The organism is Streptomyces sp. C (assembly GCF_000158895.1).
In the GTDB taxonomy this organism is placed as follows: domain Bacteria; phylum Actinomycetota; class Actinomycetes; order Streptomycetales; family Streptomycetaceae; genus Streptomyces; species Streptomyces racemochromogenes.
Genome location: NZ_GG657750.1, coordinates 6799798 through 6812781, shown reverse-complemented (window position 1 = coordinate 6812781; position 12984 = coordinate 6799798). Strand labels below are relative to the sequence as shown.

Below are 12984 nucleotides of genomic sequence, written 5' to 3'. Positions count from 1 at the left end.
CGGTGCGTGGCGACGAGGCTGTTGTCGTGGCACTTGACGGACAGCGTGTGGTTGCCCGGCGAGGCGTGGTTGAAGATGCGGACGGTCGCGAAGCCGATGGAGCCGGCCGAGAGGTTGGTCTGCGGAAAGTTGCCGTTCGACCAGACCGTGCCGCCGTGGCCGCAGCCGGCGGCGCTGACCTGCATCGAGGCGCCCTGGTGCACGGAGTACGGGTTGACGGTGACGTTGCTGGGCCCGTTGCCGCCGCCCTGCGGCGAGTTCGCGGCGGCGAACGGGGCACTGAGACCGATCGCGGCGCAGGCGGCCGCCGTCACGGTGAGAGCGCGCAGAACACGCATGGTGGAACCTCCAGCGGGAAGCGCCCCGGAGCGGTGGCCCGGGCAGATCGACGAGAACGCCTCCCATCACGAACCCTCGGGCCACCGTGCAACCAGCGCATTTCCGCCTTTGGGCCGCCCGGTTGAGCGACACGCCGAAGCGCGCACTGATCATCTGACGGATCCGCAGGTCATGAGCCGTCAGGCATTTATGTGACGAATACCTGGATGGGCGCACCCCGACCGGACGCGACCACCCGTTCGCCCTTCCCCGATCGCCGTCCCGCGCGCGCACCCTTAGCGTGCGTGAAGAAGGGCGTACCGGGGAGGGACTGGAACGCGGGTCGGGACCCCCGCGTCGGGAAGGGAGAGCCATGACCGAGGACGAGTGCGAGCAGCGGCCGAGGAGACGCTCCCCCTGGGGAGCGCTCGCGCTGGTCATGCTCAGCGGCCTCGCCATGATGAGGAACGGGGCGAACGCCGCGGAAGGCCCGCCGCAGCCGGCCGCCGCGGCGGGCCGTCGCGCGCGCGGACCACCTGCCGGCCCGGGCGCCCAGGCCGCCGGCGGATCTGGAGGTGCTGGAGCACTCGTCGGTGCAGCGCATCCGGATTCCCGCGATCAACGTGGACGCGCCGGTGATGACGGTCGGACTGGATGCTCAGGGCTGGATCGACGCCCCGCCGCCGCAGGACCGCAACCTGGCGGGCTGGTACCTCAACGGCATCTCGCCGGGCCAGCAGGGGTCCGCGGTGATCGTGGGCCACGTGGACAACGCGCAGGGCCCGGCGGTCTTCTACGGCCTCGGCTCGCTCAAGCCGGGGAGCCGCGTCGAGGTGGAGCGCTACGACGGGCGGACCGCGGTCTTCGAGGTGTACGGCGTGGAGGTGTTCTCGAAGGAGGCCTTCCCCGGCTCCCGGGTGTACGGGGACACCGGCCACCCGGAGCTGCGCGTGATCACCTGCGGCGGCAGCTACTCCAAGGCCAAGGGCTACGACGGCAACGTGGTCGTCTTCGCCCGGATGGTGGCCGCCCGCTGACGCGGCGATCCACCGACCGGCCCGCTCCCGCGGCGGGAGCGGGCCGGGCCGCGGGCCTCAACGGGTCGGCAGCGTCATCCGGTAGCCGCGCCCGATCAGCTGCGGCAGGTACGCCTCCAGCGCCCTGACGGTCTGCGAACGGTCGCCGCCGGCGTCGTGGTTCAGCACGACCACCCCCGGCCCGGCGCCCGACAGCACCCGGGAGATGATCGTGGCGCTCCCGGGCTCCTTCCAGTCGAGGGTGTCCACGGTCCAGGCGAACGGCTCCATGTTCAGGTCGGCGCCGATCTCGAAGGCGGCCCGGTTCCACGCCCCGTAGGGCGCCCGGAACCAGAGCGGGGCCTGCCCGACGACCTGGTGCACGACCTCGCTCGTGCGCCCGATCTCGGCCTCCAGGGCGGACCGGGAGAGGCTGGGGATGAGCGGGTGCGTCCAGGTGTGGTTGCCGATGGCATGGCCCTCGGAGGCGATCCGGCGCAGCAGGTCGCGGTTGTCCGTGGCCATCTCCCCGCAGACGAAGAACATCGCCCGGACCCCGTACCGGGCGAGGGTGTCGAGGATGGCGGGGGTGTAGCGGGGGTCGGGGCCGTCGTCGAAGGTGAGCACCATGGCGTTGCCGGTGTCCGGCCCGGCGGGCAGCTCCAGGATGGGCCGGGTGCGGACGGCGGGCTTGGCTGCGGGGGGCCGGGCGGGTGCCTCGGCGGTCATGGGCCGCAGCCGGTAGGACTTGTCCGGGGGCCCTTCGGGGCGCAGGCCCGGGGCTCCGGGTGCGGGAGCGGGGGTGCCGGGGCCGGGGGCGCCGGCCGTGGCCCCGCCCCGGGGGCCGTCCTCGCCGGCGCTGAGCAGTCCGGAGGCGGCGGCGATTCCGAGGAAGACGGCGGTACGCAGGAGCACGCGTCGCCCCACTGTCGGCTCGTCATTTTTCATTATTACTACGTATCAACGAGATCGCCGGAGATGTCGAGAGGCGCGGACGCACCCCGCCCCCGTCACCCCCTCGGACCAGCCACTCCGTTGATCAGCCCTGTCGCACCAGGGGGAACGGCAGCGTCTCGCGGATCGTGAGGCCCGTGAGGAACATGACCAGCCGGTCGACGCCGATGCCGAGTCCGCCGGTGGGCGGCATCGCGTACTCCAGGGCGTCCAGGAAGTCGTTGTCGAGCTCCATCGCCTCGGCGTCGCCGCCCGCCGCCAGCAGCGACTGGGCGGTCAGCCGGCGGCGCTGCTCGATCGGGTCGGTCAGCTCCGAGTAGGCCGTGCCGAGTTCGGTGCCGAAGGCCACCAGGTCCCAGCGTTCGGCCAGCCGGGGGTCCTTGCGGTGCTGCCGGGTGAGCGGGGAGACGTCGGTCGGGAAGTCCTTGTAGAAGGTGGGGAGCTTCGTCCGCTCCTCCACGAGCCGCTCGTACATCTCCAGGACCACGTCCCCGCGGGTGTCGTCGGGGCCGTGCGGTACGCCCGCCCGGTCGCACAGCACCCGCAGCACCTGCTCTTCGGTGTCGGCGTCGACCTCCTCGCCGAGGGCCTCGCTGATGGCCCCGTACATCGTCTTGACCGGCCAGGGCCCGGAGATGTCGTGGACGACGAGCTTGCCGTCGGGGCCGGCCTTGTGCGCCACGGGTGAGCCGAAGGCGGCCGTGGCGGCGCCCTGGATCAGCTCCCGGGTGAGGTCGAGCATCACGTCGTAGTCGGCGAAGGCCTGGTAGGCCTCCAGCATCGTGAACTCGGGGTTGTGCTTGTAGGAGACGCCCTCGTTGCGGAAGGTGCGGCCCATCTCGAAGACCTTCTCCATGCCGCCGACGCACAGCCGCTTGAGGTACAGCTCGGGGGCGATGCGCAGGTAGAGGTCGAGGTCGTAGGCGTTGATGTGGGTGCGGAAGGGCCGGGCGTTGGCCCCGCCGTGGATCTGCTGGAGCATCGGGGTCTCGACCTCCAGGTAGCCGCGGTCCAGCAGCCCCTGGCGCAGGGCCTGTACGGCGCTGGAGCGGGCGCGTACGACATCCCGCGCGTCGGGGCTGGCGACGAGGTCGAGGTAGCGGCGGCGGACCCGGGCCTCCGGGTCGGCCAGGCCCTTGCGCTTGTCGGGCAGGGGGCGCAGGCACTTGCCGGTGAGCTGCCAGGAGCCGACCACGACGGACGGCTCCCCGCTGCGGCTGGCGCCGACCTCGCCGGTGGCGACGACGTGGTCGCCGAAGTCGACCTGGGAGGTGAAGGCGTCCAGCACGTCGGGGCCGGACTCGTCGCGGGTGAACATCAGCTGGGCGTCACCGGTCCAGTCGCGCAGTACGGCGAAGACCACGCCCCCGAGGTCGCGCACGACCATCACCCGCCCGGCGAGGGTGACGCGCTCGCCGGTGCGGGCGCCGGGGGTGCGGCCGGGGTGGGCGGCCCGGAGGGCGGCGGCGGTGTGGGTGCGCTGGGGGATGCCGACCGGGTAGGGGTCCGTTCCGGCGGCCCGGATCCGTTCCAGCTTGGCGTGCCGGACCCGGACCTGTTCGGGCATCCGCTCGGCGGGGGCCCGGTCGCCGTCCTCGCCGACGAGGTCCAGGCCCAGCGAGTCGATGGAGGGCAGCCCGGCGGTGTTTGCGGGGGCGGTGAGGCCCTTGGCGTGGCCGTTGCCCCAGAGCTTGCGCATGCTGGGTACGGAGACGAAGCCCTCGGCGATGCCGGAGGCGAGGCTGACCCGGGCCAGCGAGCCGGCGTCCTGGTAGCAGAGGAAGCGCGGGTACCACTCGGGGCCGTACTTGACGTTGGAGCGGTACAGGGCCTCCAGCTGCCACCAGCGGGAGAAGAACAGCAGCAGTCGGCGCCACAGCTTGAGCACCGGGCCGGCGCCGATCCGCCCGCCCTCCTCGAAGGCGGAGCGGAACACGGCGAAGTTGAGGGAGATCCGGCGCACGCCGAGGCCGGGGGCGGCCGCGCAGAGCTCGGCCACCATGAACTCCATGACCCCGTTGGGGGCGGCGCGGTCGCGGCGCATCAGGTCGAGGGAGATGCCGTCCCTGCCCCAGGGGACGAAGGAGAGCAGGGCGATCAGCTCGCCGCCCGCGTCGAAGGCCTCGACCAGCAGGCAGTCGCCGTCCTCGGGGTCGCCGAGCCGGTCCAGGGCCATGGAGAAGCCGCGTTCGGTCTCGGTGTCGCGCCAGCGGTCGGCCCGGTCGACGATGGTGCGCATCTCCTCCTCGGTGAGGGCCGAGTGGCGGCGGATGACGGTGGTGGCGCCGGTCCGCCTGACCCGGTTGACGGCCTGCCGGGTGACCCGCATGTCGCGGCCGTCGAGGTCGAAGTGGGCGACGTGCAGGATGGCCTCGTCGCCGAGCTGGAGGGCGCTCAGGCCGGAGCGGGCGTACGCGGTCGCCCCGTCCTCGGAGGCGCCCATGACGGCCGGCTGCCAGCCGTGGCGGCGGGCGACGGCGAGCCAGGCGTCGATGGCGGGGGTCCAGGCGCCCGGGTCGCCCACCGGGTCGCCGCTGGCCAGGCAGACGCCGGCCTCGACGCGGTAGGTGACGGCGGCCTTGCCGTTCGGGGCGAAGACGACGGCCTTGTCGCGCCGGGTGGCGAAGTAGCCGAGGGAGTCGGCCCGTCCGTATGCGCCCAGCAGGGCACGGATCCGGGGTTCCTCGTCCCCGTGCAGGGCGGCGGTCAGCCGCTGCGAGCGGAACAGGGTCGCGGCCGCGTTCAGCAGGGCGAGGGCGCCGAACAGGCCGAGCAGGAAGTAGAGGGGGCGGGGCGGGCGGCCGTCGAACTGCCGGGCGGAGAAGAGCCCGCCGAAGACCTGCTTGGCGGCCCAGTCCAGCCACTGTCCCTTGGGCAGGGTCCCGGGGAAGAGCGCGACGAGCGCCCAGCCGAGGAACACGGCGCCGAGCAGCCCGAGGCCGAGCACCAGCATGGCCCGCCAGACGGCGCCGGGGCGCGAGGCCGCATAGAACTCCTTGTGGGCGGCGACGAGGACGCCGAGGGCGGCCACCGCGAGGACCATCGAGGGGCCGCCGACCCAGAAGTCCCCGTCGGCGATGATCAGCAGGTCGACCAGGATCAGCAGGGCCAGATAGGTGACGACGATCCACCAGGCGATCTTCTTGCGGGTGCCGAGGGCGGCGGCGAGGAGGAAGAGGAAGACGGCGTACGCGAGGTTCTCGCTGACCGGCACCACGAAGTCGTCGAGGAAGCGCACCACGGGCCGCAGCAGTCTGCGCAGCGTCGGGGAGAGCGCCAGCAGCGCGCACACCAGGCCCAGGGTCCCGAAGAACGCCCCGAAGGCGTCCGGGACCCGGTGCAGGAAGCGGTTGCGGGTCCCCCGGGTCTCCTCCAGCGTGGCACTCATGCTTGGCACTGTAGGGAGGGCCGCGCCGGTCCGCGCGCCGAACCCGATAGCCTCGGGAGGGTGACGGAGCACGTGGGCACGGGATTCGAGCGGGGCACCGACGGGCCGAAGGTGATCCTCGCCGGGGTTGACGGCTCGGAGTCCTCGCTCCGGGCGGCGGCCTACGCGGCGGGGCTGGCCCGGCGGCAGAACGCGCTGCTGGCCCTGGTGTACGTCCAGCCGGTGCCGGCCGCCGGGGCCGCCCTGGGCGCGCTGGTAGCGGACACGACCGGGGAGATCGCCGAGGGACTGGTGGCCGAGATCCGGGCCTCGGCCGAGCGCCTCAAGGGCGTCTTCGACGTGCGCTGGCAGTTCCACACCTTCCGCGGCGACCCTTACGCGGGCCTGGTCGGCGCCGCGGAGGAGCTGCGGGCGGACGCGGTGGTGGTGGGTGCCTCCGAGCAGGCCGGCCACCGGATCGTGGGCTCGGTCGCGGTCCGCCTGGTGAAGGCGGGACGCTGGCCGGTGACGGTCGTCCCGTAGCCCTCCCGCTGCCCGCTACCGGGCGCGTTTCAGGCCGTCCTCGGCGGCGCCGCGGCTGAGGACGGCCTCGGTGACGGCCTCGTCGGCGCTCTCGTACTCCTCGTCGCCCGGGTCCTCGGCGAGGGCGGCGGGCAGGTTGACGACCCTGCCGATGGACAGGTCCATCATCTGCGGGACGAACTCGGCCCCGGTCACCTGCCAGCGCTGTCCGGGGGCGGCGGGCGGGGCGAAGGTGAAGCGGGCGATGGAGCCGTAGTTGCCGCGCATGTCGCGGGCGCCGGAGTGGTTGAACATCTCGCCGGCGACCTGGTCGCCCATCCCGTAGACGATCCAGGTCCCGTTGACCAACTCGTAGGCCTGCGGGATGTGGGCGTGCGTTCCGAGGATCATGTCGATGTCGGGGCGTCCGCCGGTCTGCGAGGCGGTGAGCGCCCTGCCCAGCGAGAGCTGGGTCCCGTCCGGTTCGGTCTGCCACTCGGTGCCCCAGTGGAGGCTGACCAGTACGACGTCCGCACCTGCCTTCCGGGCCGCGCGGGCGTCCGCGAGGATCTTGTCCTGGCGCATCAGGTTGACCGCCCACGGCTGTCCGTCGGGCAGGGGGTAGCCGTTGGTGTCGTAGGTGTAGGCGAGGTGCGCGACCTTCGCGGAGCCCGCCGTGTAGAGGGTGGGCCGCGCCGCCTCGGCGGCGGTGCGGGCGGAACCGGCGTGGCCGAGGCCGACCTCGTCGAAGCGGTCGAGGGTGCGTTTGAGCCCTTCGGCGCCGTCGTCGAGGGTGTGGTTGGAGGCGGTGGAGCAGCCGTCGTACCCGGCGTCCTTGAGGGCGTCGGCGACGGTGGGCGGGGAGACGAAGGCGGGGTAGCCGCTGAAGGGGCCGTCGTCCTCGCCGTAGATGGTCTCCATGTGGCACAGGGCGAGGTCGGCCGCCGCGACGACCGGTTTGACCTTGGAGAACATCGGCCGGAAGTCGTACCCGTCGCCGCCCGCGTCGGCCGCCGCGCGCTTGATGACCGAGGTGTGCGGGAGTACGTCCCCGCTCGCGACCAGGGTGAAGCCCCGGGCGGCGGAGGGGGTGGCCGGGGCCGTTCCGGCGGGGGCTCCGGCGGCGCTGGAGCCGAGGCGGGCCGGGGCCCGGTCCCCGGTGGCGGAGCAGGCCGCCGCCGACGCCGGGAGCAGCAGGGCGGTCAGCAGGGCGAGGGCCCGCCGCGTGCTCTTGGTCATCTGCCCCAGCTCCCGTTCATAGGACTGTCGGATCAACCGAAATCCATAGGAGAAGGGCTTCCAAGTCAAGGAGCGGCGCCGCCCTCCGGCCGTGCGCCACCCCGACGGCCGATGGCCGTTCGCCGTGCCGTTCGACCGTTCGTCGCCCGGCGCGGCCGCCCACCGGACGACCCGGGGCCTTGGGCGCAACGCCCCCGCCGGACGGTTCCCGGGCGGCTCCGTGCAGGTGAGGGTGAGTGGGACGCCAACAGCCCGGGCCCCGGCCCGGGCCCACGGCCCGAGCCCCACGGCCCGGCGCGCGGCCAGGCCCGGCCCGCAGTGCGGGCCCGCGGCCCGGCAGCCGGCGGACCCCGGACCCGGAAGGAGCCAGTCGTGTCGCCCTCCCCCACCCTCCAGCGCACGGAACCCGAGGCGCTCGCGGAACTCCAGCGCGAACACGGGCGGGCCCTGTTCGGATTCCTCCTCGGCCTCACCGCAGGGGACGCGCAGCGGGCCGAGGACCTCGTCCAGGAGACCCTGGTACGCGTCTGGCAGCACCCGGAGGTGCTGACGACCGGGCACGAGTCCATGCGGCCGTGGCTGTTCACGGTGGCGCGGCGGCTGGCGATCGACGCCCGCCGGGCACGGCTGTCGCGGCCGCAGGAGGTCGACCCCGACGGTCTGGAGCAGGCGCCGGCCCCCGAGGACGCGGTGGCCGGGTCCGTCACGGCGATCGACGTCCGGCGGGCGGTGGGCAGCCTGGGGCCGGAGCACCGGGCCGTCCTGATGCAGGTCTACTTCCAGGACCGCTCGGTGGCCGAGGCCGCGGCGGAGCTCGGCATACCCGCCGGCACGGTCAAGTCCCGCACCTACTACGCCCTGCGCGCCCTGCGGAAGGGGCTCCAGGGGTACGGCCTCGGCGCCTGAGCGCCGCGGCGGTGGTGGAGAAACACTCAAGGAACGCCCGCGATGCGCACGATCCGGACACGGAGCACACCGATATCGGCACCAGTCCGTGCAAGTTGAGTAAACATCCCCCGCCCCGCGAGCCGTCCGGTGAAGGCTCGGGGATGACGGCGGCAGGCTCGACACGCGGGAGAGGGTGGCACGGTGCAGCCCGAGGGTATGAACGGCACCAGCGACGGCGGACTGGCGGTTCCCATGGCGTGGCTCTACGCGGAGTACATCGCCGACGAGCTGCTGCGCACGGGCCGGCTGATCCCGGCCGGCACGCTGGAGTTCCGGGCCGGGCGCGACACGCTCGCGCTGACGATCTACCTCTCGGACGCGGCCGGTGAACTGTCCGGGATCCGGGTGGTCTCACAGCTCGACGAGTGGCTCTCCCTGACGGCGTACGGGCACCCCTGGCGCGACTGGGTCCACACCCGGTTCCTCGCGCTGGGCGAGGAGGCCCGCGAGCGCGGCCGCGGCGAGGACCCGGACCTCGAACTGGCCCGGGCGGCGTGGCGCTGGCTGGACCACACGGAGCTCTTCGCCACCAACCTCGACCCGGGCCGGCACGGCGGATCCGACACCCCGCCGCCCCTGGACGAGAACGCCCGCGTCTGGACCCCGGCCTGGCAGCTCGGGCTGCCGCTGGGGCACCTGGCGATGCACCTGTTCTAGGGGTCCGGGCCGGTCCGGGCCGGCCCTAAGCCGACTCGGCCGGGTCCGTCACCAGGCCCGTGAAGTCGGCCTCGTTGCGCTCGGCCCGGCCCACGTACCAGCGGGCGATCAGCCACATCACCGGGTAGGCCACCAGCCCGAGCGCGACCCAGACCAGCGGGCCCGCGGCCGGCCGGGGCAGCAGGAAGGCCAGCGGCAGCAGCCCGAGCACGAGGGCCAGCACGGCCAGCGCCCCCAGCCCCGCCCGCAGCTGGCTGCGCATCAGGGCCCGTACGTAGGTGGCGCCGAGGCTGGTCTGCTCGGAGATCTCCGAGCGGGCGGGGGTGTGTGCGGGCGGACGGCGGCGCGCGCCGCGCGGGACGCCGGTGACGATCTCCCGCCGGGGCGGCGGCTGCTGCTCGGCCATGGTGCCGGAGTCTACGGGGGTGTCCGCGAAGTGGCGCCGTCCGCCCGGAGGGCGGGCCCCGCGGGGTCCGGTGCGTGCTCTCGGCGCGCGGGGCGGAAGACCTCGTACTGGGCGTAGCCGGTCCTTCGCCCTGTGCGGCTACTTGAGGAGGCGGGAGAGCCTGCGGTCCGCGAGCGGTTTGCCTCCGGTCTGGCAGGTCGGGCAGTACTGGAGCGAGGAGTCCGCGAAGGACACCGAGCGGACGGTGTCCCCGCACACCGGGCAGGGCTCGCCGTCGCGGCCGTGGACCCGCAGCCCGCTCTTCTTCTCGGCCTTCAGGTCCTGCGCCGCCAGCCCGTGGGCCCGCTCGACGGCCTCCCGCAGGGTGTCCCGCACGGCCCCGTACAGGTGGGTGACCTGCTCCTCGTCGAAGGAGGCGGCCAGCTTGAACGGCGACACCTTCGCGGCGTGCAGGATCTCGTCGCTGTACGCGTTGCCGATCCCGGCGATCACGCTCTGGTCGCGGAGCACGCCCTTGATCTGCCGCCGCTCCCCGGCCAGCAGCGCGGCGAAGGCCTCCCGGCCGAAGCCGTCGGCGAGCGGGTCGGGGCCGAGGCGGGCGATCCCCGGGACCTCCTGGGGGTCGTGCACGACGTACACGGCGAGGCGCTTCTGGGTGCCCGCCTCGGTGAGGTCGAAGCCGCCGCCGCCCTCCAGTACGAGGCGCAGTGCGAGCGGGCCCTTGCCGGGGCGGGGCGGCTGCGCGGGGAACTCCTCGCGCCAGCGGAGCCAGCCGGCCCGGGCCAGGTGGGTGACGAGGTGGAGCCCGCCGACGCGCAGGGCGAGGAACTTGCCGTAGCGGGCCACGGGGCCCGCGGGCTGCCCTTCGAGGGCGGCGGGGGGAGGGTCGTACGTCTTGAGCACGCTGACGGCGAGCGGGAGGACGCGTTCGACCACCCGCCCGGCGAGGTGCTCGTCGAGGAACTCCCTCAGGGCCTCGACCTCCGGCAACTCGGGCACCCTCCCAGCCTGGGGCCCCGCCCGGCGCCGCGCGACCCGGAAGCAGCCCGGGGCGCCGCGATCCGCGACCCGGAGCCCGGATGGGGCGCCCCGCGAAGGGAACGGCCCGGGGTGGCCCGGGGCCCGGGGCCTGGGCTGCATGCGTCCGCGCGGCCCGGCCCGGGGTGGCAGCGAGCCGGGAACGGCCCGCCCCCCGGCCCCGCGGAAGCCTGCGCGGGGCCGGGGGGCGGGCCGTAGTTCAGCCCATCACGAACTTGCACCACAGCAACTTGCCGCTGGCCCGGGACTCACAGCCCCAGACGTCGCAGCGGTCCACCAGCATCAGGCCCCGGCCCGAACACCCCGACTCCCCCAGCTCGCAGCGGCGCGGGAGGGCGCTGGAGCGGTCCTCCACCTCCACCAGCAGCCGGCGCTCCGGGCCGCCCAGGACGCGCAGGGTCACGATCGCGGGGCCGTCGGTGTGCATCAGGGCGTTCACGATCAGCTCGTCCGCGACCAGCTCGATCTCGTCGGCACGCTCCCGCGCGCCCCACGAGCGGACCGCCGCGCCGATCATGTGCCGGGCGGCGACGAGCGCCTCGGGGTCCCCGGGGGCCACGTGCTGCTGGAGCCGGCCGCCGCCGGGCCGGGTGTCCTCGCCCTGGCGGCGCAGCAGGAGCAGGGCCATGTCGTCGTCGCCGCCCCGGTCGTCGACGACCTCGCACAGCCGGTCGGCGAGCCGCTGGAGGTCGGCCGGGCCGCCCTTGACCACGGAGGTCAGCAGGCTGACGCCGTCGTCGAGGTCGGCGCCGGGCAGTTCCACCAGTCCGTCGGTGCACAGCAGGAGCGTTTCGCCGGGGTCCAGCTCCACGGTGGTCACCGGGTACTCCAGCCGCCCGAACTCCGCCGACAGGCCCAGCGGCATCCCGCCCTCCACCGGCAGCCTGCGGCACTCCCCGTCGCGGGTGCGCAGGAGCGGGTCGATGTGGCCGGCGCGGACCAGCTGGAGGACACCGGTGGAGAGGTCCGCTTCCACGTAGGTGCAGGTCGCGAAGCGGTCGGTGTCCAGTTCGTACAGGAACACCGAGGCCCGGGCCATCACCGTGGCCGGGGAGTGCCCCTCGGCGGCGTACGCGCGGAGCACGATGCGCAGCTGGCCCATGACGGCCGCGGCGTGGGTGTCGTGGCCCTGCACGTCGCCGATGACGGCGCCGACCCGGCCGCCGGGCAGCGGGATGACGTCGTACCAGTCGCCGCCGATGTCCCTGCCCATCCGGGCGGACCGGTAGCGGACGGCGATCTGGGCCCCGGGTACGTCCGGGATCCGGCGGGGCAGCATGGCCTGCTGGAGGCCTTCGGCGAGGTCGTGCTCCTGTTCCAGCAGCATGGCGCGCTGGAGGCTCTGGGCGATGCTGCTGCCCAGGGCGACGAGCAGGTTGCGCTCGTCCTGGGTGAAGCCGTCCTTGTCCTGGTAGAGCAGCCCGATCGCGCCGATCGGCCGGGCCTGCGCGATCAGCGGCAGGTAGGCGGCGGCCGATATCCTCATGTCCGAGATCTTCGACCAGAGGTCGGGGTACCCCTCGGCGAACTCCTCGGCGGAGTCGAGGAAGCGGGGCTGGAGCGAGCGGACGACCTCGCTCATCGGGTACTGCTCGTCGATGCGGGTGTAGCGGGTGCCGGGGACGAAGCTGTCGGCGGGGCCTTCGGCCACCAGGTGGATCCGGCCGGCCTCGACGAGGCCCATCACCATGCCCATGGAGCCGAGCCGCTCCAGGCCGTGGGCGTCGCCGATGACGTCGATGACGTCGCGTACGGTCCGGGCGTGCGCGAGGGCGGCGGTGGTGCTCTCGACCACGGTGGTCTGGCGCTGCCGCTCCTCGTCGAGGCCGAGGCGTTCGGCGGAGTGGCTCAGCTCCTCGGTGGCGTCGCGGACGATGCCGATGATCCGGTACGGGCGGCCGTCCGGGCCGCGCATGACCCGGCCCTGGGTGTGGGTCCAGCGCAGGCCGCCGTCGCGGCAGCGGATGCGGAAGTACGCGCCGTAGGTGTCGACGCCGCTCTTGAGGGCGCTGGAGACGAGGGCGTCGAGCCGGGCGGACTCGGCGGGCGGGACGCGCGGGGAGAGCGATCCCGGCCGTCCGTCGTACTCGTCCGGGGTCGTGTCGAAGACGTCGAGGGCCGCCGCGTCCATGTGCATGAGCCCGGTGACCAGGTCCCAGTCGAAACTGCCCATCCGGTTCAGTGACAGGGACCGGTCCGCGTGTGCGGGCCAGTCCTCCGGCAGCGATACGGTGCTCGGCACCGGTCCACCATGACACAGCGCGGCGTCAGGCGCTCTCCAGGTACGGGGGCTGGTCGGTGACCTGCTGCCCGTCGGGGAAGCCGTCCGGGGCGGCGGGATCGGCCGCGTCCGGGGGCAGGGCGGGATCGGTGCCGCCGGTGCCCGGTCCGTCGTCCGGGGTGTACGTCGGGGCCTGGTCGGGCGGGACGTTGCCCGGCAGGTCGCTCGGGAGGTCGCCGCCCGCGTCGGGCGGGGTGGCGGCGGGGCCGTCGGACGGGGGCAGGCCGCCGCCGGGGAC

Annotated in this window: 10 protein-coding genes and 2 pseudogenes; 4 read left to right on the top strand and 8 right to left on the bottom strand. The window is 74.0% G+C overall.

The window, feature by feature from the left end; translation table 11 throughout:
* Window positions 1–338 (bottom strand): hypothetical protein (locus tag SSNG_RS42485; protein WP_007267818.1); only part of this gene is annotated, 338 nt, incomplete at its 3' end.
* Window positions 339–691: 353 nt separating this feature from the next.
* Between SSNG_RS42485 and SSNG_RS30595 the strand changes: the two are divergent.
* Window positions 692–1355: pseudogene (locus tag SSNG_RS30595) on the top strand (class F sortase).
* Window positions 1356–1412: 57 nt separating this feature from the next.
* Here the strand turns inward: SSNG_RS30595 and SSNG_RS30590 are convergent.
* Both SSNG_RS30590 and lysX read right to left on the bottom strand, forming a co-directional pair.
* Window positions 1413–2282 (bottom strand): polysaccharide deacetylase family protein, encoded by an 870-nt coding sequence (locus SSNG_RS30590; protein WP_042802356.1) that lies wholly within the window; start codon window positions 2280–2282, stop codon window positions 1413–1415.
* A gap of 91 nt (window positions 2283–2373) precedes the next feature.
* Entirely contained in the window at window positions 2374–5676 is a 3303-nt protein-coding gene (gene lysX, locus SSNG_RS30585; RefSeq protein WP_007267815.1) for a bifunctional lysylphosphatidylglycerol synthetase/lysine--tRNA ligase LysX, read from the bottom strand.
* Window positions 5677–5736: 60 nt separating this feature from the next.
* Here lysX and SSNG_RS30580 point away from each other — a divergent pair, with 60 nt between their 5' ends.
* Window positions 5737–6198, top strand: a complete 462-nt coding sequence (locus SSNG_RS30580; RefSeq protein ID WP_007267814.1) for a universal stress protein — start codon at window positions 5737–5739, stop codon at window positions 6196–6198.
* A gap of 15 nt (window positions 6199–6213) precedes the next feature.
* On the opposite strand, the gene SSNG_RS30575 is transcribed toward SSNG_RS30580, so the two are convergent.
* A complete protein-coding gene (locus tag SSNG_RS30575; protein ID WP_007267813.1) occupies window positions 6214–7416 on the bottom strand; it encodes a CapA family protein in 1203 nt (400 codons plus the stop codon).
* A 372-nt stretch (window positions 7417–7788) separates the two neighbouring features.
* On the opposite strand from SSNG_RS30575, the gene SSNG_RS30570 reads away from it, so the two are divergent.
* Together SSNG_RS30570 and SSNG_RS30565 are read left to right on the top strand one after the other, a co-directional pair.
* On the top strand, window positions 7789–8322 hold the full coding sequence (locus SSNG_RS30570) for a sigma-70 family RNA polymerase sigma factor (protein WP_042802354.1): 534 nt from the start codon (window positions 7789–7791) through the stop codon (window positions 8320–8322).
* Window positions 8323–8520: 198 nt separating this feature from the next.
* On the top strand, window positions 8521–9021 hold the full coding sequence (locus SSNG_RS30565) for a hypothetical protein (protein WP_042802352.1): 501 nt from the start codon (window positions 8521–8523) through the stop codon (window positions 9019–9021).
* A 25-nt stretch (window positions 9022–9046) separates the two neighbouring features.
* On the opposite strand, the gene SSNG_RS30560 is transcribed toward SSNG_RS30565, so the two are convergent.
* From SSNG_RS30560 to SSNG_RS42480, 4 genes and pseudogenes are all read right to left on the bottom strand, one after another.
* Window positions 9047–9427, bottom strand: coding sequence for a hypothetical protein (locus tag SSNG_RS30560; RefSeq protein WP_007267810.1), 381 nt, complete (start codon window positions 9425–9427; stop codon window positions 9047–9049).
* Window positions 9428–9565: 138 nt separating this feature from the next.
* Entirely contained in the window at window positions 9566–10426 is an 861-nt protein-coding gene (locus SSNG_RS30555) for a DNA-formamidopyrimidine glycosylase family protein (protein ID WP_007267809.1), read from the bottom strand.
* A 238-nt stretch (window positions 10427–10664) separates the two neighbouring features.
* On the bottom strand, window positions 10665–12707 hold the full coding sequence (locus SSNG_RS30550) for a SpoIIE family protein phosphatase (RefSeq protein ID WP_241695153.1): 2043 nt from the start codon (window positions 12705–12707) through the stop codon (window positions 10665–10667).
* A gap of 25 nt (window positions 12708–12732) precedes the next feature.
* Window positions 12733–12984 (bottom strand): annotated as a pseudogene (locus SSNG_RS42480) (hypothetical protein); the annotation flags it as partial.

What these genes read in the sequence shown, in the direction of transcription:
- SSNG_RS30590 (WP_042802356.1), bottom strand. Translation starts at nt 2,282, where the DNA reads ATGAAAAATGACGAGCCGACAGTGGGGCGACGCGTGCTCCTGCGTACC.
- SSNG_RS30565 (WP_042802352.1), top strand. Translation starts at nt 8,521, where the DNA reads ATGAACGGCACCAGCGACGGCGGACTGGCGGTTCCCATGGCGTGGCTC.
- SSNG_RS30560 (WP_007267810.1), bottom strand. Translation starts at nt 9,427, where the DNA reads ATGGCCGAGCAGCAGCCGCCGCCCCGGCGGGAGATCGTCACCGGCGTC.
- SSNG_RS30575 (WP_007267813.1), bottom strand. Translation starts at nt 7,416, where the DNA reads ATGACCAAGAGCACGCGGCGGGCCCTCGCCCTGCTGACCGCCCTGCTG.
- lysX (WP_007267815.1), bottom strand. Translation starts at nt 5,676, where the DNA reads ATGAGTGCCACGCTGGAGGAGACCCGGGGGACCCGCAACCGCTTCCTG.